General features: G+C 73.1%; 19 protein-coding genes. 8 read left to right on the top strand and 11 right to left on the bottom strand.

The features are described 5' to 3' along the window. Positions 1-49 precede the first annotated feature (49 nt). Together ctaD and QFZ82_RS39885 are read right to left on the bottom strand one after the other, a co-directional pair. Positions 50-1780 (bottom strand): cytochrome c oxidase subunit I, encoded by a 1731-nt coding sequence (ctaD, locus tag QFZ82_RS36165; protein ID WP_307717150.1) that lies wholly within the window; start codon positions 1778-1780, stop codon positions 50-52. Next, entirely contained in the window at positions 1711-2265 is a 555-nt protein-coding gene (locus QFZ82_RS39885) for a hypothetical protein (protein ID WP_373429372.1), read from the bottom strand. The genes ctaD and QFZ82_RS39885 overlap by 70 nt, the downstream gene beginning before the upstream one ends. 21 nt (positions 2266-2286) lie before the next feature. On the opposite strand from QFZ82_RS39885, the gene QFZ82_RS36155 reads away from it, so the two are divergent. The 5 genes from QFZ82_RS36155 to QFZ82_RS36135 all read left to right on the top strand — a co-directional run bounded on the left by QFZ82_RS36155 (position 2287) and on the right by QFZ82_RS36135 (position 8029). Next, the gene (locus tag QFZ82_RS36155) at positions 2287-2982 is read left to right on the top strand and encodes a GntR family transcriptional regulator (protein WP_307717149.1); all 696 of its coding nucleotides are present in this window, start codon (positions 2287-2289) and stop codon (positions 2980-2982) included. A gap of 139 nt (positions 2983-3121) precedes the next feature. Then, entirely contained in the window at positions 3122-4417 is a 1296-nt protein-coding gene (locus QFZ82_RS36150) for an amidohydrolase family protein (RefSeq protein ID WP_307717148.1), read from the top strand. 218 nt (positions 4418-4635) lie between these two features. Next, complete coding sequence (locus QFZ82_RS36145) at positions 4636-5979, top strand: amidohydrolase family protein (RefSeq protein WP_307717147.1); 1344 nt, start codon at positions 4636-4638, stop codon at positions 5977-5979. Between the two features lie 149 nt (positions 5980-6128). Then, complete coding sequence (locus QFZ82_RS36140) at positions 6129-6980, top strand: GNAT family N-acetyltransferase (protein WP_307717146.1); 852 nt, start codon at positions 6129-6131, stop codon at positions 6978-6980. 392 nt (positions 6981-7372) lie between these two features. Next, positions 7373-8029 (top strand): pyridoxamine 5'-phosphate oxidase family protein, encoded by a 657-nt coding sequence (locus QFZ82_RS36135; protein ID WP_307717145.1) that lies wholly within the window; start codon positions 7373-7375, stop codon positions 8027-8029. Here the strand turns inward: QFZ82_RS36135 and QFZ82_RS36130 are convergent. The 3 genes from QFZ82_RS36130 to QFZ82_RS36120 all read right to left on the bottom strand — a co-directional run bounded on the left by QFZ82_RS36130 (position 8026) and on the right by QFZ82_RS36120 (position 11796). After that, positions 8026-10083: a SpoIIE family protein phosphatase gene (locus QFZ82_RS36130; RefSeq protein ID WP_307717144.1), complete on the bottom strand. Its 2058-nt coding sequence runs from the start codon at positions 10081-10083 to the stop codon at positions 8026-8028. The genes QFZ82_RS36135 and QFZ82_RS36130 overlap by 4 nt on opposite strands. Before the next feature lie 93 nt (positions 10084-10176). After that, positions 10177-10488, bottom strand: a complete 312-nt coding sequence (locus tag QFZ82_RS36125) for a hypothetical protein (protein WP_307717143.1) — start codon at positions 10486-10488, stop codon at positions 10177-10179. 429 nt (positions 10489-10917) lie between these two features. Beyond that, positions 10918-11796 carry a PP2C family serine/threonine-protein phosphatase gene (locus QFZ82_RS36120; protein WP_307717142.1) on the bottom strand — a complete coding sequence of 293 codons (879 nt, stop codon included), beginning with the start codon at positions 11794-11796 and terminating at the stop codon, positions 10918-10920. Positions 11797-11998: 202 nt separating this feature from the next. On the opposite strand from QFZ82_RS36120, the gene QFZ82_RS36115 reads away from it, so the two are divergent. Then, positions 11999-13972: an FUSC family protein gene (locus QFZ82_RS36115; RefSeq protein WP_307717141.1), complete on the top strand. Its 1974-nt coding sequence runs from the start codon at positions 11999-12001 to the stop codon at positions 13970-13972. Between the two features lie 137 nt (positions 13973-14109). Then, complete coding sequence (locus tag QFZ82_RS36110; protein ID WP_307717950.1) at positions 14110-15945, top strand: SpoIIE family protein phosphatase; 1836 nt, start codon at positions 14110-14112, stop codon at positions 15943-15945. A gap of 40 nt (positions 15946-15985) precedes the next feature. Here the strand turns inward: QFZ82_RS36110 and QFZ82_RS36105 are convergent, their stop codons facing one another. From QFZ82_RS36105 to QFZ82_RS36080, 6 genes are all read right to left on the bottom strand, one after another. Then, positions 15986-16798: an SDR family oxidoreductase gene (locus tag QFZ82_RS36105; RefSeq protein ID WP_307717140.1), complete on the bottom strand. Its 813-nt coding sequence runs from the start codon at positions 16796-16798 to the stop codon at positions 15986-15988. A 65-nt stretch (positions 16799-16863) separates the two neighbouring features. After that, complete coding sequence (locus QFZ82_RS36100; RefSeq protein ID WP_307717949.1) at positions 16864-17979, bottom strand: YihY/virulence factor BrkB family protein; 1116 nt, start codon at positions 17977-17979, stop codon at positions 16864-16866. Continuing rightward, the gene (locus QFZ82_RS36095) at positions 17979-18287 is read right to left on the bottom strand and encodes a DUF3618 domain-containing protein (RefSeq protein WP_307717139.1); all 309 of its coding nucleotides are present in this window, start codon (positions 18285-18287) and stop codon (positions 17979-17981) included. The genes QFZ82_RS36100 and QFZ82_RS36095 overlap by 1 nt, the downstream gene beginning before the upstream one ends. After that, positions 18284-18691 carry a phage holin family protein gene (locus QFZ82_RS36090; protein WP_307717138.1) on the bottom strand — a complete coding sequence of 136 codons (408 nt, stop codon included), beginning with the start codon at positions 18689-18691 and terminating at the stop codon, positions 18284-18286. The genes QFZ82_RS36095 and QFZ82_RS36090 overlap by 4 nt, the downstream gene beginning before the upstream one ends. 116 nt (positions 18692-18807) lie before the next feature. Further along, positions 18808-19263, bottom strand: coding sequence for a hypothetical protein (locus tag QFZ82_RS36085; RefSeq protein ID WP_307717137.1), 456 nt, complete (start codon positions 19261-19263; stop codon positions 18808-18810). Positions 19264-19413: 150 nt separating this feature from the next. Then, on the bottom strand, positions 19414-20478 hold the full coding sequence (locus QFZ82_RS36080; RefSeq protein ID WP_307717136.1) for an AraC family transcriptional regulator: 1065 nt from the start codon (positions 20476-20478) through the stop codon (positions 19414-19416). 175 nt (positions 20479-20653) lie between these two features. Here QFZ82_RS36080 and QFZ82_RS36075 point away from each other — a divergent pair, with 175 nt between their 5' ends. Further along, a complete protein-coding gene (locus QFZ82_RS36075) occupies positions 20654-22732 on the top strand; it encodes a neutral/alkaline ceramidase (RefSeq protein WP_307717135.1) in 2079 nt (692 codons plus the stop codon). The last annotated feature ends 17 nt before the right edge of the window (positions 22733-22749 follow it).

Below are 22749 nucleotides of genomic sequence, written 5' to 3'. Positions count from 1 at the left end.
CGCCTCTTGGCGGCGGCGACCCGCGCCGGTCCGGGCGGGCAGGGCCCTGTCAGCCCCGGTCCCCCTCCCCCGCCGGCCTCGCGACGCCCTTGCCCGGCTCCACGGCGTCGCGGCGGCCGCGTGAGCGGGCTTCGTCGAGCTGCGCGAGCCCGGGGTGGTGCAGGTCGAAGGCGGGCGATTCCGAGCGGATCTTCGGCAGTGTGGTGAAGTTGTGGCGGGGCGGAGGGCAGGAGGTAGCCCATTCGAGGGAGCGCCCGTAGCCCCAGGGGTCGTCGACGTCCACGCGCTCGTTCGCCTTCGCGGTCTTCCACACGTTGTAGAAGAACGGCAGTGTCGAGATGCCCAGCAGAAAGGCGCCGATGGAGGAGACGGTGTTGAGCGCGGTGAAGCCGTCGGCCGCGAGGTAGTCGGCGTAGCGGCGAGGCATACCCTCGGCGCCGAGCCAGTGCTGCACGAGAAACGTGGTGTGGAAGCCGACGAACAGGGTCCAGAAATGGATCTTCCCGAGGCGCTCGTCGAGCAGGGTGCCGGTCATCTTGGGCCACCAGAAGTAGAAGCCGGCGAACATCGCGAAGACGACCGTCCCGAAGACGACATAGTGGAAGTGGGCCACGACGAAATAGGTATCGGTGACATGGAAGTCCATCGGCGGCGACGCGAGGACGATGCCGGTCAGGCCGCCGAAGAGGAAGGTCACGAGAAAGCCCATCGACCACAGCATCGGCGTCTCGAAGGACAGCGAGCCGGTCCACATCGTGCCGATCCAGTTGAAGAACTTCACACCGGTCGGCACGGCGATGAGGAAGGTCATGAAGGAGAAGAACGGCAGCAGCACGGCACCGGTCGCGAACATGTGGTGCGCCCACACCACCACGGACAGACCGGTGATGGCGATGGTGGCGCCGACGAGCCCGACATAGCCGAAGATCGGTTTGCGCGAGAACACCGGGATGATCTCGGTGATGATGCCGAAGAACGGCAGCGCGATGATGTAGACCTCGGGATGGCCGAAGAACCAGAACAGGTGCTGCCACAGCAGTGCCCCGCCGTTCCCCGGGTTGAACACCTGGGCGCCGAAGCGGCGGTCCGCCTCCAGGACCAGCAGGGCGGCCGCGAGGACCGGGAACGCCATCAGGACCAGCACCGAGGTGAACAGCACGTTCCAGGTGAAGATCGGCATCCGGAACATCGTCATGCCCGGGCCCCGCAGGCAGATGATCGTGGTGACGAAGTTGACCGCGCCGAGGATCGTGCCGAACCCGGCCAGCGCGAGCCCCATGATCCACAGGTCCCCGCCGACGAACGGGGTGCGCTCGCCGCCGCTGAGCGGCGTATAGGCGGTCCAGCCGAAATCCGCCGCCCCCTGCGGTGTCAGCAGGCTGCTCACCACGATGAGACCGCCGAAGAGGAACAGCCAGAAGGACAGCATGTTCAGCCGGGGGAACGCGACGTCGGGCGAGCCGATCTGCAGCGGCATGACGGCGTTGGCGAATCCCGCGAACGTGGGGGTGGCGAAGAGCAGCAGCATGATCGTGCCGTGCAGGGTGAACGTCTGGTTGTACTGCTCGCTGCTGATGATCTGGAGGCCCGGCCGTGCCAGCTCCGCACGGAGCAGCAGCGCCATCACACCGCCGATGACGAAGAAAAGGAACGACGCGATCAGGTACAGGTGGCCGATCCTCTTGTGGTCGGTGGTGGTGATCCACGAGATCACCGCCTGGCCTCGTCCGCGGTGGGGAACCGGAACCGGTGTGACGGTCTGCTCGGTCGGCGTCGCCATGGAAACCCTTCCGTGTCGGGCGGGGCGGAGCACGGCGCGCACCGGGCGGTCGGCCGGACACGGCGTGCCGGTCTCCTGACTACCCCGAGTCCACGAGGTGACGCCCGCCGAAACGGCGGCGCGTAAGAGTGACCCTGCGTGCCCAAGCCCTCGTCGGCAGGGCGGTCCCGCTCATCCCGGGCGCCGCCGGGGCGGGCGTACCGGGCGGTGCGGACCGTGATCTCGGCGATGCGCCGGGCGGATTCCTCGGGGGACGCGCCGGGCTGCACTATATGACTGGCCGTCAGCCGGACGATGACCTCGACCGCGAGGCCGCGCGACTCCGCGCCGACTTCGGGCCAGGCCTCGGCGGCGTACGCGTCGAGCATGGCGGTCGCGGTATTGAGGACCGGCTCGGGGCGCGTGGCCGGACCCACGACAGTTGCGGTGCCGAGGACGGCTCCGGCGGAGCGGCGCCGCGCGGCGCATATCCTCACCCGAGGCATGCCGAGTGGAGGGCCGTAGAGGTGGCGGAGAGCAGGAAGACCGTTTCGGGCGGCACGGAAGGCGGCTCGCGTCCCTCCGCCTCGCTCAGCGCGCAGGCGCGCGAGGCCGTCCGGCAGCGCATCGTCGACCGGCGTTATCCGCAGGGTGCGCGCCTGGTCGAGCGCGAGGTCGCCGAGGAGCTCAGCATGTCGCGCGTCCCGGTCCGCGAGGCCCTGCGGGCGCTGGTCGCCGAGGGCCTGCTCGAGCTGCTGCCGCACAGCGGGGTGCGGGTGCGCCGCCTGGAACGTGCCGATGTGGAGCACCTGTACGAGGTGTGGGAGCCGCTGGCGGTCCAGGCGTCGCGGCTCGCGGCGCGAGAGGCGGCCGGTGACCCCGAGGGGCTCGCCGCCCTGGAGGCGACCCTCCGGCAGGCCGAGCAGGCGGCCGCGGACGACGCCGGGGAACGCGAGGTGGCCGCGCACACGGCGTTCCACGAAGGCGTGGTGACGCTGTCGGGCAACCCCCTCCTGGCCCGCACGATGGAGCAGTTGAGCTGGCAGCTCCAACTGCTGTTCGGCATGCGCGAGGAGCCCGCGCACATGCGTGCCCAGCACGCCGACATGTTCCGCCACATCTCGCTGGGCGACGCGGAGGCCGCCGCGGCGAGCACGCTGCTGCATGTGCGCGACAGCAGGAGGGTGGCCCTGCGCTCCCTCTTCGGCGACACCTCCCACTGAGGCATTTGTATACCACGCTGCCACGCGAGACCAGCCCGCACCGCTCTCCTGTTGGGCTTCCCGGCATCACCCTTGCTCATCGCAATTCGCTTGGTATACAAACTGGGGATCCACCGTACCTACTCCCCAGGGAACCGCCATGTGTGTCGACGCCGCACCGCCGCCCTCCAGCCGACTGACCCGCCGCGGGATCCTCGCGGGCGCCGCCGCGCTCGCCGGCACCGTCGCGGTCGCCTCCACCGCCGCGACAGCGACGACGGCGACGGCGGCCGACCGGAACGGTTCGGCCGGAGGCGGCAGGGCGGCGGGCGGAGACCTCGTGGTCCGCGGCGGCACGCTGCTCGACCCGGCGACCGGCGAGGTCACCGAGGACGCGGTCGTCGTCATCCGGGACGGCGTGGTGCTGGCGGCCGGGGGCCGGGCGGAGACGGACGTGCCGAAGGGCGCGGAAGTCGTCGACGCCCACGGCCGGTGGATCCTGCCCGGCCTGATCGACGCGCACATCCACCTGAGCACGACGGCCGAGGCCCGTGACGCGGTCCGCCTCGGCGTGACCAGCGCGCGCAGCGGTTCGACCAGCTTCTACCAGGACATCGCCGTACGGGAACTGGCCCGCCACACCCCGGTCCAGGCGCCCCGTCTGCGGGCCGCGGGCGTCTTCGTCACACCGCACCTCGGCGACACGGTGCTGGCCGACCCCGACCTCACCCCGCTCGTCCGTCTGAAGGACAGCGTCCGCTCCGCCGAGGCACTGCGCCGGGTCGTCGAGGTGAACCTGGCGCGCGGCGCCGACGTCGTCAAGACACGCGTCAACGAGCGTGCCGGGCTGCCCGACCAGGATCCGCTGACGCAGGTGTACTCGCACGAGCAGCTGTCCGACGTCGTGGCCGCGGCCCGGCGCGGCGGCAAGGGGGTCCTGTGCCACAGCTACAGCGAGAAGGGCTGCCACGACGCGGTCACGGCCGGCATCCGCTCCCTGGAGCACGGCGTGTTCGTCGGCGAGCGCACCCTGCACGAGATGCGACGCCGGGGTACGTACTTCACTCCCACACTCACCGCCATCGCCGGACTGGCCACGTCGCCGGACCCGGTGCTCGCCGAGCGCGGCCGCACCTTCCTGCCGGTGCTGAAGCGCGCGGTCCTGGCCGCGCACGAGCTCGGTGTGCCGCTGGCCGCGGGCACCGACTCGGCGGGCGGGACCGTCGACCCCGTGGGCGGTGAGGTCGAGTTGATGCGGGAGGCCGGACTGCCTGCGCTCGACGCGATCCGTACGGCCACGACCGGCGCTGCCCGTCTGCTGGGCCTGGAGCGCACGGCGGGCCGGCTCGCACGGGGGTTCGCCGGCGACGTGATCGTCGTGGACGGTGACCCGCTGGCGGACGTGTCGGTGCTGAAGAAGCCCGTACGGGTCGTCCGGGCGGGCATCGCGCTCTGAGCCCGGTCCGGGCCGTGAACCGCCGGGGCGGGCAGGGCCGTTGGGTCCCTGCCCGCCTCTGGCCACCGCTTGCGCATGTACCGCCGGCCGCCGACGCCGTGCGTTCCCCCGGCACCCGCTCCGCCTCTGCCGTCACTACCGACGCCTGCACCGGCGTTCCGCCACACCCGCACCGCCGCGATCCAGCCACCGCCGAAGCCGAAGCCGAAGGAGTCCGTATGACACCGTCCTCGCAATCCGCCAGCGGCCTGAGCCGTCGCAGGGTGATCGCCGGCGCCGCCGCCATGGCCGGCACCACCGCGGCGCTGTCCGCCACCGCCTCGCTGTCCCAGGCCCAGGCCGCCCACGCCCCCGCCGCGCAGCCACAGGGCGGCCGCCCCTCCAGGGCCGTCGTCTTCCGGGACGTGCGCCCGTTCGGCGCGCAGACCCCCGTGGACCTGACGGTCGTCGACGGCCGGATCTCCGACCGGCCCGCGCCGCCCGGTGCCGAAGTGGTCGACGGCGACGGCCGCATCGCGCTCCCCTCGCTCGTGGACGCGCACATCCACCCCGACAAGACGACCTGGGGCGGCTCCTGGGTGTCGCGCAAGCCGGCGAACGGCCTCGCCGACTACGTCGCCCAGGACGTGGAGCTGTTCCGCAGCCGGCGCCGGCCCGTCGCGGAACGCGCGTACGGCCTGATGGCCCACGCCGTGACCCGGGGCACCCGTGCGATGCGTGCCCACGCGGACGTGGCCCCGGCGTACGACCTGGCCGGTGTCGAAGGCGTGGGCACGGCCCGCGAGCGTCTGCGGCACGCGCTCGACGTCCAGATCGTCGCCTTCCCGCAGCACGGCGTGATCCGCACTCCCGGTACGGCGGAGCTGCTCGAGGAGGCGGCGCGTACCGGAGCCGTCGACCTGATCGGCGGCATCGATCCGATCGGCTTCGACCATGCGCTCGACGAGCAGCTCGATCTGGTCTTCGGCATCGCGGACCGGCACGGGGTCGGCGTCGACATCCACCTGCACGACCGCGGCGAGAAGGGGCTCACGGCGCTGCGCGGCATCATCGACCGGACGCGGGCGCTGTCCCTGCGGGGGAAGGTGACCGTCAGCCACGTGTTCTGCCTGCCGGGGCTCGGCGACCGTGAACTGGGCGCGGTGGCCTCGGACATGGGGGACCTCGACATGTCGCTGACCACGGTGGCGCCGTCCGACTCTCTGGTCCTGCCCGTCGCGCGGCTGCGGGAGCACGGCGTGGACGTCGGGCTGGGATCCGACGGCGTGCGCGACTCGTGGAGCCCGTTCGGCAACGCGGACATGCTCCACCGCACGCACCTGCTGGGCTGGGTCACGGACGTACGCCTCGACGAGGAGCTGACGGACTGCTACCGCGTGGCCGCCCACGGCGGCGCGGACATTCTGGGACTCGCCCACGCGGACTTCGCACCCGGGGCTCCGGCCGACTTCGTCCTCGTACGCGGCGAGTGCCTGCCGCAAGTGGTGGTGGACACACCGCGGCGCGACATGGTCGTCCGCGGCGGACGCGTCGTGGCGCGCGACGGGAATCTGGTCGGCTAGGCCCGGCTCCGGCTCCGCCGGGCGTCACCGCCCGCAATGGCTTGTCCTGATCGGTTCCGTGCGACACGGCTGCTAGAAACGCCTCGTCGGACACCGAGGACGAGGCACACGGGCGGCGGCTGCGGTGCTGCTCGGCGGAGGGACGGACCATGGCGGAATTCGAGATCCGGAACGCGAGCGCTCTCGACATCGCGCTGATGAGGGACTGGGCCGATGAGGAGGGCTGGAATCCGGGCGACTCCGATCCCTGGGCGTTCACCGTCGCCGATCCGCACGGATTCCTGGTCGGGCACCTCGACGGTGAGCCGGTGGGGTGCATCTCGGCCGTGCGCTACGGCTCCGGGTTCGGGTTCATCGGCTTCTACATCACCCGCCCCGCAGTACGTGGTCAGGGTTACGGCATCCAGCTCTGGCGCGCCGGGACGGAACGTCTGGCCGAACGGGTCGTCGGGCTCGACGGGGTCGTCGACCAGCAGGACAACTACCGCCGGTCCGGGTTCCGTCACGCCTGGAACAACGTCCGCTTCGAAGGTGTACCGCCCCAGGGCGACGCGGCGACGCGGGCGAAGGTGGAACTGGTCGACGCCCGTTCCCTTCCCTTCGGCCGGCTCGCCGCGTACGACCGCCGGTTCTTCCCCGAGGCACGGCACGCGTTCCTGGCGGCCTGGCTCGGTCTCCCCGGGCGCACGGCGGTGGCCGCGCTGCGGGACGGCGCGTTGCAGGGGCTCGGCGTCATCCGCCCCTGCAGCGGCGCCTCGCGCATCGGCCCGCTCTACGCGGCCGACGCGGACGTGGCGGCCGCCTTGGTCCACGCGCTCGCGGCGACCGCTCCCGGCGCGGCCGTGGCCGTCGACGTCCCCGACCACAACACCGCGGCCCTGGACCTGATGCCGCAGCTCGGGCTCGCGCCGGGCTTCGAGACGGCCCGCATGTACACCGGTCCGGCCCCCGAGGGCGACCGGTCAGGAATGTTCGGCGTCACCAGCCTCGAACTCGGCTGACCGCCGCGTGCGCGGTCGGGCCTGCGGCGACGGCCGCCTCGGTCCACTGCCTCCTCACAACGCCGGGCCGTCCCGAGACCCCCACGCCGCGCAGCCCCTTGCCCCCACCGCCTTCCGTCGCCGGGCACCGGCGCCGCGCGCCGGACGCGTACGGTGCCCGCGGTACGGTGTTCGGCCGGGTCTGTCGTCGGCGGAGCGCCGACGACACCCCTGCGCCGCATTCCGCGCGGCGCGTGATCAATGGATCTTCACAACTGCGCGACGGCTTCGACGCCTTCCCACAGCCTCGGCCGGGCAGCATAGTGGCCCCATCGCCCGGCCGTCGCCGGGCGATGAACCCGACGGCACGCACCATCAGTTCCACCAGGCCCCAAGGAAGAGGACGACCCCCCGTGACACCTCACAGCGGCACTTTCGGATCCGCCGGCGAGCGTCTGCTGCAGAACCACCTGGGCAGCGCGGAACGGGCCGCCGGATTCTACGGCCGCCAGGTACAACCCCAGCTCACGCCCCAGATGCGGGAATTCATACGCCAGCAGAACATGGTCTTCATCTCCACGGCCGACGCCGGCGGAGAGTGCGACGCGAGCTTCCGGGCCGGCCCGCCGGGTTTCGTCGTCGATCTGGACCAACGCACCCTGACGTATCCCGAGTACCGCGGCAACGGTGTCCTCGCCAGCGCCGGGAACGTCACGGAAAATCCGCACATGGGCCTTCTGTTCATCGACTTCACCCACCATCACATCGGGCTGCACGTCAACGGCAGGGCGCTGCTGCGCACCGACGAGGAGCAGCGGCGGACGTATCCGCGGCTCCCCGTCGACACGGCGCCCGGGCGCCGCCCCGACCTGTGGGTGCACCTCGTCGTCGAAGAGGCGTACGTGCACTGCTCCAAGCACATCCCGCACCTGGAACCCGCCCAGCGGCCGCGGCTCTCCCCGGACAGCCGGCCCAAGGACGCCGAGTACTTCGTCGCCCCGCGCCCGCCCGCTCCGCCGTCCCAGGCGCCCGTCCCGGTCCCGGCCCGGCACTACGGCCACGGAGGTTAGGCGGTCCGCCGGACGGCGAGCAGGGCGACGTCGTCGATGCGGCCCGGGTCGTCCTGGCCGGTGAGGAACTCCGCCAGGGCCGCGAGATCCATGTCGCCGCCGCGGGCCGTCGTCCGCAGCCAGCCGCGGATGTCGTCCGCCATGCGGCGCACGCACGTGTCGATGTCGGCGTCCCGGCGCTCGACGAGTCCGTCGGTGAACAGCACCAGGGCCTCGTCGGCGCCGAGCGTCGCCGCCGTCGTCGGGTAGTGGGCCCGCGGGTCCACGCCGAGGGGCGGACCCCCCGCCAGACGGATCTCGTCGACGGCGCCCGGGCGCACACGCATCGGATGGGGGTGTCCGGCCCGGGCGCCGTTCAGCGTGCCGTCGACGGGGTCGAGGACGAGGTAGGCGCAGGTCGCGAACCGATCGGTTTCCAGGTCGCACAGCACGCGGTTGACCCGGGACAGGATCGTTCCGGGTGCGAGGCCCGCTTCGGCGCAGGTCCGCAGAGCGACGCGCAACTGCCCCATGACGGCGGAGGCATGGGCGTCGTGGCCCTGGACGTCACCGATCACCAGGGCCGCCGTTCCGTCGCTGAGGGGCAGGACGTCGTACCAGTCCCCGCCGATGTGCATGCCGCGGGTTCCGGGAAGGTAGCGGGACTGCACGCTGAGCGCGGAGAGCGTGGGCAGGTGGCGCGGGAGCATGGCCTCCTGCAGGTCGGTGGCGCGCTGGTGCTCGTCGTCGAACAGCTGCGCGCGCTCCAGGCTCTGGCTGAGGATGACGGCGACCGCCGTGTAGAAGGTGCGTTCGCCTGCGTCGAAGTGGCGAGGTCCGGCGAAGGCGATGAGGCACGCCCCGGTGACATGGTCGGCCGACCCGAGGGACAGCACCACCCAGGACCTCGGCGGCAGCGGACCGGCGACGGCGAGGCCGGGGATGTGCGGCAGGGACTGCTGCGTGAGGTCCTCGATGAACAGCGGCTCGTCCTGGGTGGCCGCGAAGGCCATCATCGCGTGGGCCGGTCCGCGCAGGTGCTCCAGTGCGGGAGCGATACGGGTCTCCCCCACGATGTCCAGGCGGCCGTCCTCCGCGATGCCGAGGACCAGGTTCTCGGCGCCGAGGGCGGGGCGCGCCAGATCGGTCATGACCTGGGTGACGTCGCGCACCGTGACCGCCTTGGACAGGGCACGGGTCAGCGTGAACAGGAAGGCGTCGCGGGAGGTGTCCGGCGAGACGCGGGCGGCGGACGCCGCGGCGGAGTCGGCCCCGGTCTCGTAGACGAACCCGAGCGCCCGGGACGGGCGGCCTGTGTGGTCGACCAGGACGCGGCCGTATTCGGCCAGATGGTGCACGCTGCCGTCGCGGTGGACGACCCGGTAGGCCAGGTGGTACCGGTCGGAACCGGCCAGGTCACCGGACTCGGCCGCGGCGACGGCGGCCTCGGTGACCTGGGCGATCGCGGCCTGCAGCACCGGCACGTCCTCGGGGTGCAGCAGGGCGAAGAACGTTTCGCCCCTGCCGTCGAACTCGGCCGGGTCGACGCCGTAGATGGCGCACGCGCGGTCGTCCCAGTAGACGTCGTCCGCGGCGAAGTCCCAGGCGAAGACGCCCGCCTCCGCCGCGTCCATCGCCGAGGCGAGGAGCCCCGCCTCGGCGCGGGCCCTGAGCGCGAGGGCGCACCCCTCGGCGAGCAGGGACCAGAGGCCGGGGTCCGGCCGGTCGCCGTCCCGCCCGGCGCCGTCCTCCATGCCCACGGAGAGCGCGCCGAGCACCTGCCCGTCCGTCGCCAGGGGGAGAACCGACGTCCGGCCGGCCGCACCGTGGACCGTCCTGGGCCGTCCGGTGTGCACCACCTCGCGCGCGGCCTTTTCGACTGCTTCGTCGCCGGGCGGGTCGGGGAACACCTCGAGCACGGCCCCCCGTCCGACGTACAGCCGTGTGTGTCCGGCCGGGAGACTCCAGAGCCCTTCGCCCGCGGCGGTCAGGGCGTCGACCATAGCCTGTGGTTCACGGCAGCGCAGGACGCGCAGCACGTGGCGCACGAGCTCTGAGGGATCGGCTCTGCCCATGCCACAACCTTTCCGACGGCAGCCCGCATGCCCATTCTGCGCACTGCTCGGGCGACGGGCATGTTCTCGGGCGGCCCGCCCGCACGGTGGCCGTCATGCATGCGGCAGGGTCTGCTCGGCCCAGATCGTCTTGCCCGTGGCGTGGTAACGGGTGCCCCAGCATTCGGTGAGGCTCGCGACCAGGAGGAGCCCGCGTGAGCAGCTTCCGGTCGCTGTGGCGTTCTTCGACCGCGGCAGGCGTCTCGTCTCGGCCAACGCGGCGGCCGCCGCCGCGGTCGCCGGAGGGGCCGCCCAGCTGATCCGGCACGAGAGGTCGAACGGCACCGGGTCGCCCGGCCGGGGGGCCGCGCTGTCGTCGTGGACGGGCCTGGTGCTGTCGGCGGGCACGGTGTTGTCGCCCGGCACGATGCCGGCAGCGGGCGCCGTGATGCCGGCGGGCGCGGTGATGCCGTGGCGGTGCGCCGGTCCGTCCAGCCGGCCCGGGCCGGCTCGTTCACGACGGCGCCTGCTGCGGGACCGGTCGCCGCGGGTGCCGGCGGGAGTCCGGTCGGCGTCAGCGGCCGGGACGCGCCGCCGTCGGCGCCACCCGGCCGGCCGCTCGTGCGGATGCCCATGGGGCCACCACTTCGTCCTGCGCCGCTCGGTCCCGCTGACCCACGGGCCGTTCGCGGCTCTGGTCCCAGCATGCTCCCGCGTGCCGTGACTCTCAAAACCGACCGGCAACCGTGCCGGGACCGCGCGCGCCGTCCTCTTTCACCCGCACGCCGCCGGGCACCTGCGTACCTGCTGCGGACGCCGGGCGAGCGGTGGCGCGGCGGGCGGGGAGCCGCGCGGCTACCGGGCCTCTCCCGGCGTACGCCGGGCCATGGCGGTGCGGACGCCGCCGGGCAGGGGCGGCTCGGCAGCCCGGCCGTGCTGGAGGAGCAGTGCCGTGATGTCGTCGTGGGCGCCCGCGTCGAGGGCGCGGCGGACCAGGAAGCGTGCGTCGTCCAGGAGTTCGTCGCCGGACTCCGACGCGCGCGGGCGGCGGGCGAGCGCCGCCCGCAGGTCGCCCGCTCCGGGCAGGCAGCGCCACAGGCCGTCGGTGCAGAGCAGAAGGCGGCCCGGTCCCCGGGGCCGATGGCTGCGGACGTACGGTGACGGTTCGTCGGCGCCGGCCCCCAACCAGGCGGAGAGCGCCTCGTGTTCGCCGGTGTCGTCCTCGGTCAGCGCCATGCCGGGCCCCTCGTCGGGCAGCCAGTAGGCACGGCTGTCGCCGACGCCGGTGCTCCAGATGCCCTCGGGGCCGGCGGCTCCCGCGACGAACGTGCAGGCGGGCGCGCTGTCCGGCGACTGCGCCAGGGCGGTGACGGCGTGATAGGCGCGGCGGGCGGCGTCCGCGAGGGCGGTTTCCGGCAGGGCGCCCGCCCGCAGCAGCGCGGCCAGCGCTGTCACGCCCGCCTCGGCGGCCACGCGGGCGGCGCGCTCCGCGCGCGGCGCCATCGAGACACCGTCGGCCACGGCGGCGACGGTCCAGGCGCCCGTCGTCGCCAGCGCCATCGCGTCCGCGTTGACGCCGCGGCGGCTGCCCCGGTCGCTGACCCCGGCCGCGACACCCGCCACCGTGATCTCCACATGGGCGCGGAACGCAGGCTGCCGCGCGCCGCAGTCCCAGCACCATCCGTCGGGGGCGACCGTTCCGCCGCATCGCACGCAGTGCGTCGTGTCCGTCATCGGACCGGCATCCTGTCACGCCGCGGGCGGAATGGCGTTCAGGTTTCCCGGTGCGCGCGGCCGGATAGGCGCACGGCAACGGGTTCACACGGCGGCAACGCGGCCGTAGCCGCCCTGCGCGGCGCCGGGTCTACGCTCGGGACAACACACCGTCGGCCGACGCCGCCCCACGGGCCCCCTCCCGCACCTTCGAACGAGGCCCATGCTGCTCGACGCTCCTCCCTGGCTCGCCCATCTCTTCCAGCGGCAGCGGCTGCCCATACCGTGGGCCGCCGTCGTGCGCGGCGCGATCGCCTGCGGACCGCTGCTCGCCGCGGGTCTCGCCACGGGACGTGCGCACCTGGCCGTCCCCGCCGCCCTCGGCGCGATGCTCGCCGGGGTCAACGACCGCCCGGGAACGCGACGCAGGGGCGTGGTCCACATCGGTCTGCCCGCGCTGGCCGGGGCGTTCGGGATGCTCCTCGGCTCGGGGCTCGCACCGCTCGGTTCCGGCTGGTGGGCCGTGCCCGTGGTGTGCGCGGTCTCGCTGGTCTCGGGCGCGGTCAGCGCGGCCGGCCCCGTCAGTTCGGCCGCGGGGATGCAGATGCTGGTCGCCGCGATCGTCGGTCTTGGCATGCCTTTGCCGGGGACGCCGTGGGCCAAGGCCCTGTGCTTCCTCGGCGGCGCGGGCTGGCTGCTGTTGCTGCGTCTCCTGCTGTCGTCGCGCGGTCGCTCGGCCGCCGGGCCGCTGAGCGGCGAGCGCGAGGCGGTGGCAACCGTGTTCGACGCGCTGGCCGACGCGCTCGCCGAAGTGGGGCGCCCGGGGGCGGAGGCGGCGCGGCGGCAGCTGACCGCCGCGCTCGACCGTGCCGACGAGGAGGTGCTCCTGCTGCGGCGGCTGCGTGTGGGGCGCCGCCGCGACGGGGCCGCGCTTCTCGAAGGGTTCGCCGCGGCCACCGCGCTCTGCGAGGCCGCCGTGGCCCTGCTGTGGGAGCGCCGGCCGCTGCCCGTGCGGATCTGCGAAGGCCCCCGGCGGCTGGCGCGGGCCGTGCGCACGGGCGGCCGGCCGGGCGTCCTGCCCGCGCCCGCCTCGGTCACCCCGGCGTGTGCGGCGTTCCACCAGGCGCTCCTGGACACGGCCGTGGCCGTCGCGGGCGCCGTGCCGGCGTCCGGGCGTCCTGCCCGCACGCCGACAGGGACCGCCCGCACGCCGGTACGGCCGGGGCACGGTTACCGGCGCCGTGTGCTCGGCCCCGCCGGGCAGGACTACGGACTGCGGGTGGCCCTGTGCGTCACCGCGAGCGCCGCCGTGGCCCTCGCCCTGCGCGCCGATCACTGGTACTGGCTGCCCGCGACCGCCGCGTTCCTGGTCAAGCCCGATCTCGGCCCGCTGTTCTCCCGTACGGTGAACCGTTTCGCCGGGACGGCAGCCGGGGTGGCGGCGTTCGGCGCCGCCTCGTCCGTCTTCGCCGGAGTGTGGTGGCCCGTGGCCACCGCGGGGTTCGCCGGCGCCCTCCTGCCCGTGGCCACCCGGCACTTCGCCTTCCAGACGTCGGTCGTGACCGTGCTCGTCCTGTCGTTCGTGCACGTCGGCGGGGACACCGAGGTCGCCGGGCTGCGGCTGCTCGACACCTCCATCGCCTGCGGCATCGTGCTGCTGGTCGGCCATCTGCCCCGCCTGGGAGATCCCCGCCGGCGCGTACGCCACCGCACCGCCGCGGCGGTGCGCCGCACCGAGCGGTACCTGCGCCATGTACTGGCCACCGTCCCCGGGCAGCCCGCCGGGCAGCGTCCGGTGCTGCGGCGCGCCGCGTACACGGCGCTGGCCGAGGCCCGCTCCGCCGCCGGCACCGCGTCCGCCGAACTCCTGCCGCGCGGGGTCCCCGGCTGCGACTGGCAGCCACTGCTCACGACCACGGAACGCATCGTGGACGCGACCACCGCGTACGCGGTCCACCTGGCCTACGGATCACGCCCGCCGGCCGCCGCCGTCCACCGGCTGGCCCGTGCCCTGGCGGCCGCGGCCGACACCCTGGACCAGGCGCGCCATCTCGAAGAGGCCGTCGGACGGTCGGCACAGGCGCTGGCCGCACACCTGCGCCACAGCGGTCTGGAGGCGCTGGCTCAGGACGGCACGGCCGGTCCGTGCCCGCACACCGGCGGGCACCACCGGCGCGCGCCCGTATGGGCGCGCTGAGCGGAGCGCGGGTCCGTCCGCGGGTACTGGACGTGCACAACGAGGTGCTCCGGTGAAGCATGGAGACGTCAGCCTGCAAGCCGCACCGAAAGCGGTGACGCGTGCAATTCACACCCGCCGACGGCACCGGCAGGGCGATGAACAGCCCGGACCGGCTTCCGGCGCCCTCGTTCCTCAAGGCGGTGTTCGACGCCCTGGGTGCGGGGATCTACGTCACGGACGCCGAGGGCCGCATCACGGCGGCCAACCCCTGGGCGGAGCGGATCGTGGGGCGCTCCGAGGAGGAGACGGTCGGGCGCGACCTGCACGACCTGCTCCACCGCGACGCCGACGGCAGGCCGACCCCCCGTGAGACGTGCCGGATCCTCGACGTGCTGGCCGACGGCCGGCCGGCCGAGGGGAGCGACGCCCACTACCTCCGCGCGGACGGCACGGTGACACCGATCATCTGGGCGGCGACCGCCCTGATGCAGGAGGACCGGGTGGATGGTGCCGTGATCGTCTTCCACGACTTCACCCTCCACCGGGAGGCGGCCGAACGGACCGCGGCGCATCTGGCCGCGCTGGAGGAGCTGACAGGCCGGCTGAGCACCGTGGCAGGCATCTCGACCGTGCTCATCTCCACGCTGGACTTCGACGAGATGCTGCACCGGCTCGTACGACTGATCGTGCCCGAACTCGGCGACTGGGCCGCGGCCGACCTGCTCACCGGCGAGGACACACAGGTGGCGCGGCGCCTCGCCGTCCACAGCCGGCACGCCCCCGAGAGCGCGCGCTCCCTGGAGGGCCCCCTGCCGCCGCTGCCGCAGACGTCGGCCGGGGTGCTGTCGCGGGTCCTGCGCCACGCGGAGCACGTTCTCCTCGACGCCGACGATCTGAGCGCCGAACCGGACTCCGCCTTCGGGCGCGCCCACCGCGAACTGTTCCACCGCCTCGGCGGCCACTCGGCCGCCGTCGTGCCGCTGTACTCGCGCCGCAAGATCTACGGTGCGCTCACCGTCGCCCGGACCGCCGGCTCACCGGCGTACACGGAAGCGGATCTGCTGGTGCTGGCCGACGTCGGCCGCAGGGCTGGGCTGGTCATGGACAACGCCCTCCTGTTCGACCAGCAGCGCCATGTCGCCGAGACCATGCAGCGTCAACTGCTCACCCCGCTGCCGCAGATCAACCGCCTGCGGATGGCGGCCCGCTACTGGCCGGCGCAGAGCGCCGCGGAGATCGGCGGCGACTGGTACGACTCGTTCCTCCTCGCCGACGGCGTGACCACGATGGTCATCGGCGACGTCGCCGGGCACGACCTCAAGGCGGCCGCGCACATGGCAGAGGTCCGCAACATGCTGCGCGCCCTGGCCTGGGACCGGCAGGAGCCGCCCAGCCTCATCATGCGCCGGCTGGACGAGGCCATGACCCACACCAGTGACGCCCCGATGGCCACGGCGATCTTCGCCCGCATCGAGGGGTCGTCGGGCGGGCCGTGGCGGATGCACTGGGTCAACGCGGGGCATCCGCCGCCGTTGCTGGTGACCGCCGACGGCCGGGCCCGTTTCCTCGAGGAGGGCCACGGGCCGCTGCTGGGGATGAGTTCCGCACTGCACCTCGGCCTCGGCTGGCCCGACGCGCGCGTGGAGCTCCCGCCGCTGTCCACCCTGTTGCTCTACACCGACGGGCTGGTCGAGAGCCGCTCGCGGCCCATCGACACCGGGCTCGCGCTGCTGCGGCGGCACGCCTCCGCGCTCGCTCGCCTCGATGTGGAGGACTTCTGCGACGAGTTGCTCGACCGTATCGAGCCGAGCGGCGACGACGTCGCCCTGCTCGCCCTGCGCCTGCCGGCCGCGGGAGAGGGGGCGGACGACGAGGAGCCGCTGCCGGCGCGCCCCGCGCACAGCCCCGCCGCCGACAACCGGGCGGCGCCGGGTTCCCGTGTCGAGCACACGCCGGTGCGCAACGCCTCCGACGAGGTGCGGGACACCTGACGCTCCGGGCGCGGCGCACACGGCCTCGTGCCGGACGGGTTCAGGGGCGCCGCCAGTCGTCCTCGCGCAGGTGGGAGCCGGCCATCGGGCCCATGCGCAGCATCCCGCCGTCGACCGACCACGACGCACCGGTGACGTAGGACGCATCCGGGCCGGCCAGGAACGCGATGACCGCCGCCACCTCGCGGGCGTCGCCCGGGCGGCGCAGGGGGATGCCCGGCCGCTCGACCCGCCGCACGTCCGTGTCCTCCTGGCCGGTCATGGGGGTCGCGATCTCGCCGGGGGCCACGGCGTTCACCGTGATGCCGTGCTCGGCGAGTTCGAGCGCCATGACCTGTGTCAGCAGGCCGAGTCCGCCCTTGGCGGCGCAGTAGGGCGCGGCTCCGACGCGCGGCTGGTGCTCGTGGACGGAGGTGACGTTCACGATCCGGCCGCCGTCGCCCTGTGCGATCATCCGGCGTGCGGCGCGCTGACCGCACAGGAACGGTCCGAGGAGGTCGACGTCGACGACCTGGCGCACGGTTTCCAGGTCGAGTTCCAGGAAGGGGGTGGCGGTTCCCGTTCCGGCATTGTTGACGAGGACGTCCACACGGCCGAGTTCGTCGGCCAGGTCGTCCACCACCCCTGCGGCGCCGGGCAGTCGGGTCAGGTCCATCCGGGCCACGGCCGCCTTGCGGCCGTGTGCGCGCACCTCGTCCGCGGTCGACTCGCCGCCTTCGCGGTCGGTGTGGAAGGTGATGCCGATGTCCATGCCGGCCGTGGCGAGACGGACGGCGGTGGCACGGCCGATGCCGGAGTCGGCGCCCGTCACGATGGCGACCGGGGCGGGGTGTTCTTCCTGGTGGGTGCTCATGGCAGTCTCCGTCGCTGGGTGCGTACCGGCGCGGGCACGGGCGGCCGTACGCGGCACAGGGCCGGTCAGGTCGCGCGCCGTCGGTCCTCGTCGCTCCACTTGCGGGTGTCGCGCGGCTCGACGTACGGCTCGTCGGCGGGCGGATGGCCGCCCGCGATGGCCCGTTGCCTGCTCATCTCCGCGTCGAACTCCAGGCCCAGCAGAATCGCGAGGTTGGTGATCCACAGCCACACCAGGAAGACGATCACGCCGGCGACGGTGCCGTAGGTCTTGTTGTAGGAGCCGAAGTTGGCGACGTAGAAGGCGAAGCCCGCGGAGGCGAGCAGCCAGATCATCACGGCGAGGAAGCTGCCGGGGGTGACCCAGGAGAAGCCGCGGCCCCGCGCGTTCGGCGCGGCCCAGTACAGCAGGGCGATCATCAGGGAGACCAGCACGACCAGGACCGGCCATTTCGCGATCGACCACACCGTCATGGCGGTGTCATCGATCCCGAACGCCGCCCCCACCTGGCGGGCGATGCCTCCGCTGAGGATCACGATCAGCGCGCTCACGCACGCCAGGATCATCAGTGTGACCGTCACCCCCAGGCGCACAGGAAGGATCTTCCAGGCCGGGCGGCCCTCGGGCATGTCGTAGACCGCGTTGGATGAGCGGATGAAGGCGGCCACGTAACCGGAGGCGGACCAGAGGGCTCCCAGCAGACCGACGACGGCCAGGACCGACCCGGTGCCGCCGCTGCCCTGCAGTTGTGTGACCGCGTTGGTGATCACGTCGCGGGCCGCACCCGGAGCGAGCTGCTGCAGGTTGTCCAGGACCGTCCGCGTGGCGCTCGCTCCGGCGATCCCGAGCAGGGAGACGAGAACGAGAAGGGCCGGGAAGAGGGCGAGCACCCCGTAATAGGTCAGTGCCGCCGCGCGGTCCGCGAGTTCGTCGTCCTTGAACTCCTTCAGCGTCCGGCGCAGCACCTGCCCCCAGGAGCGCTTCGGCAGCTGGGTGGGCTTGTCGGGAGTGCTCGGACCGGTCTCCTGCGTCCGCTCGGCGCCGGGGCGCGTGCCGTCGTCGGCGGGCCGGTCGGGCTGGTCGCGCCGGGCTGCCGCGGCCGCGGGGTCCGCGCCGCCGCGCGGTGCGGCGGTGGGAGGCGGATGCGCGTGGCCGCGTCGGCGGTGGGCCAGGCGCGACATCACCGATGCCACCTCCGCCGCGCCAGCATCAGCAGCACCAGAACCGCGGCCGCGCCGGCGGCGAGCGACGCCGCCTTGCCACGCGGCGTTCCGACGGTGGCGGCGACCTGTTCCTTGGCGTGCCCGGTCTTCGCAGCCATGTGCTGCTTCGCCTCGGTCGCGGATCTGCGGGCCCGAGCCTTCACGTCCGTCCTGGCGGCCAGTTCCTCCACGGTCCGGCCGAGTTCCTCGCGGGAGTGTTCCACCTGGGCCCGCAGTTCCTGCAGCCCCGGCCTGCCCCCGTCGTGGGAGGCGCGTGTGCCGCTCATCGGTGTGCCCTTCCCTTGATCTCCTCCATGTCGGCCCGCAAGCTGTCCATCGTCTGCCGCGGTGCCGGCGGAGTCGCCTGCTTGATGTTCTTCCTGCCCACGGCCGCGAGGACCGCTGCGACGAGGAAGAGGACGGCGGCCACGATCAGCGCGGACGCCCACCAGGGCAGCACGAGCGCAAGCGCGATGATCGCTGCCGCGACCAGGGCCTGCAGGCCGAGCACGGCGACGAGTCCGGCGCCGCCGAACAGCCCGCCGCCCCTCCCGAGACGCTTGCCCTTCTGTGTCATCTCCGCCTGTGCGAGACGCATCTCCGCGCGCACCAGCTGCGAGATCTGCTGGGACGCGTCGGAGACCAGTGCGCCTATCGGCTCTTCGGCCCTGGTCCGATAGGTCTGGCTCACGGATCCTCACCGCCTTTCCAGGTCGTGGCCCGTCCATTTCGTGGGCACAACCCCGGGTACCCAGGTCGGATGCCGCCACGCACGCGGGTCCGCCCGGGACCGGCACACCGGCGTGGTCAGTCGGGCAGTGCGGTGTGGTCGGGGTGATGAGGAGTCCTGCGGCGTTCCTTCATCTCCGCCTCGTACAGATGGTCGCGGCCCTCCGCGAGCCGGTTGCGCACCTGAAGTTCGACCTCGGCGAAGGGGCGGTAGTACGTGGCGTTGTACGCCTCGACGATCTGGTACGTCCAGTGGCCGGGGATCACGTTGCGGCCCAGGATCTCCCGCTCGACCAGGTCGGCCTCGCGGTGGTGCCCGGCTTCGCGGAGCAGCCGTACGGCGTCGTCGAGGCCGAGGTCCGCCCGGCCGGTCAGCTGGTGGAACGCGTAGAGGTGGCCCCGGGCCCGTTCCGTGGTCTCCAGCGCCTTCGACAGGGCCCCGAGTGCCTCCACCGTCGTGTCGCCGACACCCGGCGGGCGCAGGTGCCGCGGGTCCGGTCCCTCGTGGTCCGCGCTGCCTCCGCCTGTGCTCATGGTCGCCCGCTCCCCACGCTCGCTGCTGTTCTCCGCGGTGTGCTCCGTCTCCTGACTCGGAGGCGTTTCATACGGTATGCGACGAAAAGTCACGGGGAGTGCGCATGCCGCGCTCACGCGAGATCTTTCGCGGTGCGCCGGCCGGGGCCGTCAGGGCCTGCGCTGCGGGGAGCGGGCGCCGCGCAGCGCGGAGGGGCTGGTGCCGAACCAGCGTGCCACCGCGCGGCGCAGCGTCCGGGCGTCGCTGAAGCCGAGCAGGCCCGCGATGTTGTGCAGCGGGAGGTCGCTCCCCATGATCAGCTCCTCGGCGCGGACGAGGCGTACGGAGTCGACCAGCGCCTCGTACGACGTGCCGTGCTCGGCGAGGCGGCGCCGCAGGGTCCGCTCGCTCATCCCCCGGGCGAGCGCCTGCCGCGCGAGCGGCGGCACATGGGGCAGGCCGCGGGCCACGGAGACCTCGAGGCCCTGCACCAGGTCCTGGCGGTCGCGGCCCTGCGCACGGGCCGCGTCGAGGAGGGCGAGCACCTGGGCGAGGGTGTAGGCGTCGGCACCCGGCAGCGGCGTGCGCAGCCAGTCGCCTCCGAAGACGATCCGGTCGTCGGGGGCGTCGAAGACGACGGGGCAGCGGAAGTAGTCCTCGTACGCGTCGCCGTACGGCGGGCGGGGGTGGCGTACGGCGACGGTGTGCGGGGCGAAGGTCTCGCCCAGACAGTCCCGGACGAGGGCGACGATGCTGGCGAAGGCCTCCTCCAGCAGGAACGCCCGCAGTTCGGAGTCCGTGTAGCGGGCCGTGGCCAGGATCGCGGCGCCCTCGGGCACGGTCTGCGTGCGGTAGTCGAGCATGGACCCGGTGACGCCGTGGTGGCGGACGCCCAGTTCGAGGGCGTCGTGGAGGGTGGGGCCGGCTTGCAGCCCGAGACCGACGAGGCCCCAGGCGGTGGCGCGCTGGCGGCGGCCGACGGCGAGGCCCAGAGCGGGGTCGTCGAGGTCGCGCATGGCCTCGCGTATGACCGAGCTGCCCTGCCGGTAGGAGACGCGCTGGCCGACGGCGCTCAGGGCGGCCTCGCTGAGGCCGGCGCGGCGCAGGGCCGGGCCGAGGTCGTGGCCGCGTTCGGCGGCGACGAGGGTGAGGTAGCGCAGCAGGTGCGGCGTGATCGTCGCCGATCCGTACCGCGGGTCGGTCAGGGGCGGGGCCTGCGCAGCCTGACGCTTCATGCGGTCGCACCTCCGGGCCGTCACTGTAGGGACCGCGGCGGCCCGGGGACAGGGTCCGTGGCCGCCGAAGTCCCGTTACTGGCCGGTCGGGTCCTGTCCCCGGGCCGCCGCGCCCCTTACCGTCGGTCACACACGTGATCAAACGCACCCGGTGTCCATCTGCGAGGGAGTAGGCATGCGGTTCCCCACGACGCGCTCCAGGGCGGTGTCCCTGCTGCTCGCCGGATCTCTCGGCGCCCTGACCCTGGCGGCGGTGCCGGGTGCGGTGCCCGCCGGTGCGGCCCCGGGGCCGGACAGGACGGCCCAGAAAGGCGGCGACTACCTCGTCGGCCGCGGGATCGCCGATGTGACCGGCGAGGCCGCCGAAGTGGGCATGATGGGCTACTCCAGCTTCGAGCAGAAGGCGACCGGGATCCATCAGCGGCAGCGCTCACGGGCGTTCGTCGTCGCCGACCCGGCGAGCGGCAGCCGGATCGTCTACGTCAACGCCGATCTCGGCATGATCTTCCAGTCGGTGCATCAAGGGGTGCTCGCGCGCCTGAAGCAGCGGTACGGCTCCCTCTACACCGAGCGCAATGTGCTGTTGTCGGCCACGCACACCCACGCCGGTTCCGGCGGGCACTCCCACCACGTCGCGTACAACCTGGCGTCGCTCGGCTTCCAGAAGGACACGTACCAGGCGATCGTGGACGGCATCGTCGAGTCGGTGGCCGAGGCCCACGAGGACCTGCGACCGGGGTCGATCACGCTCGGCCGGGGTGAGCTGACGAACGCGAGCGTCAACCGCTCCAAGGTGGCGTTCGACAGGAATCCCGCGTTCGACAGGGCGGCGTTCCCCGGCGCGATCGACCCGGCGATGACGGTGCTGCGGTTCCGGCAGGGCGGCGGCGACATCGGCGCGATCAGCTGGTTCGCCACCCACAACACCTCGCTGACCAACAAGAACACCCTGCTCAGCCCGGACAACAAGGGCTACGCGTCCTACGAGTGGGAGCACGACGAGAAGGGCGTGCGTTACCTGGAGGAGGCGAAGGGGTTCGTCGCCGCGTTCCCCAACACCAATGCCGGTGACATGTCGCCGAATCTGCATCTGAAACCCGGCTCGGGTCCGACGGAGGACGAGTTCGAGAACACCCGGATCATCGGCGACCGCCAGTTCACCCGGGCGCGGCAGATATACGGCGCCGCCCGCACCCCGCTGACCGGCAGCGTGGACGCGCGGATGCGGTACGTGGACATGGAGGAGGTGACCGTCTCCGGCAGGTACACCCCGGACGGCAGGGAGCACCGCACCTGCCCGGCGATGGTCGGCGCCTCGACCCTGGCGGGAAGTGTGGAGGACGGCCCCGCGATCCCCGGGTTCACCGAGGGCATGAACAGTCCCGTCGCCAAGCTGCTGGAGCCGTTCCGCATCGACCCGCCCGAGTGGCTGGTGGGCTGCCAGTACCCGAAGGCCGACCTGGTGCCCACGGGTCTGATCTCCGCGGCGGTACCGGCAACTCCGAAGGTCCTGCCCGTCCAAATCGTCAAGATCGGGCAGCTCTACCTGGTGGCCGGACCGGCGGAGTACACGATCGTGTCCGGGCTGCGCATCCGCCGGTCGGTCGCCGAGGAACTCGGCGTACCGGTGGAGAACGTCCTGATGCAGGGCTACGCCAACGCCTACAGCCAGTACGTGACGACGCCGGAGGAGTACGACCTCCAGCAGTATGAGGGGGGTTCGACGCTCTACGGCCGCTACACGCTGCCCGCCTACCAGCAGGAGTTCAGCAGGCTCGCGGCGTCGCTGAGGGACGGCACGGACACCGGGCGCGGACCGACGCCGCCCGACCTGTCGGACCGACAGATCACCTTGCAGACCGGCGTGGTGATGGACAACCCGCCGTCGGGCAGGGCGTTCGGGGACGTCCTGAGCGAGCCCGCGGCTTGGTACGCGCCGGGGGCCACGGTGACGGCGGAGTTCGTGACCGGGCACCCCAAGAACAATCTGCGCCGGGGCGGTACGTTCCTGGAGGTGCAGCGACTGGTGGACGGGCAGTGGGACCGCGTGCGGGACGACGGCGACTGGGACACCACGTACCGCTGGGTGCGGATCAACGGGGTGACCGGCACCTCGAAGGCCGTGATCACCTGGAAGCCGCCGGCGGGGACCGCGGCCGGGACGTACCGGATCGTGCACCACGGCGACTGGAAGAGCCTGTTCGGCAAGGTCACGGCGTTCACCGGGGCGACGAGGCCGTTCAGGGTCGGCTGACGCGGAAGGCCCACCCG

Source organism: Streptomyces sp. V4I23 (assembly GCF_030817975.1).
Classification (GTDB): Bacteria; Actinomycetota; Actinomycetes; order Streptomycetales; family Streptomycetaceae; genus Streptomyces.
The sequence above is the reverse complement of the archived record's forward strand: the minus strand, read 5'-3'. Positions and strand labels throughout refer to the sequence as shown.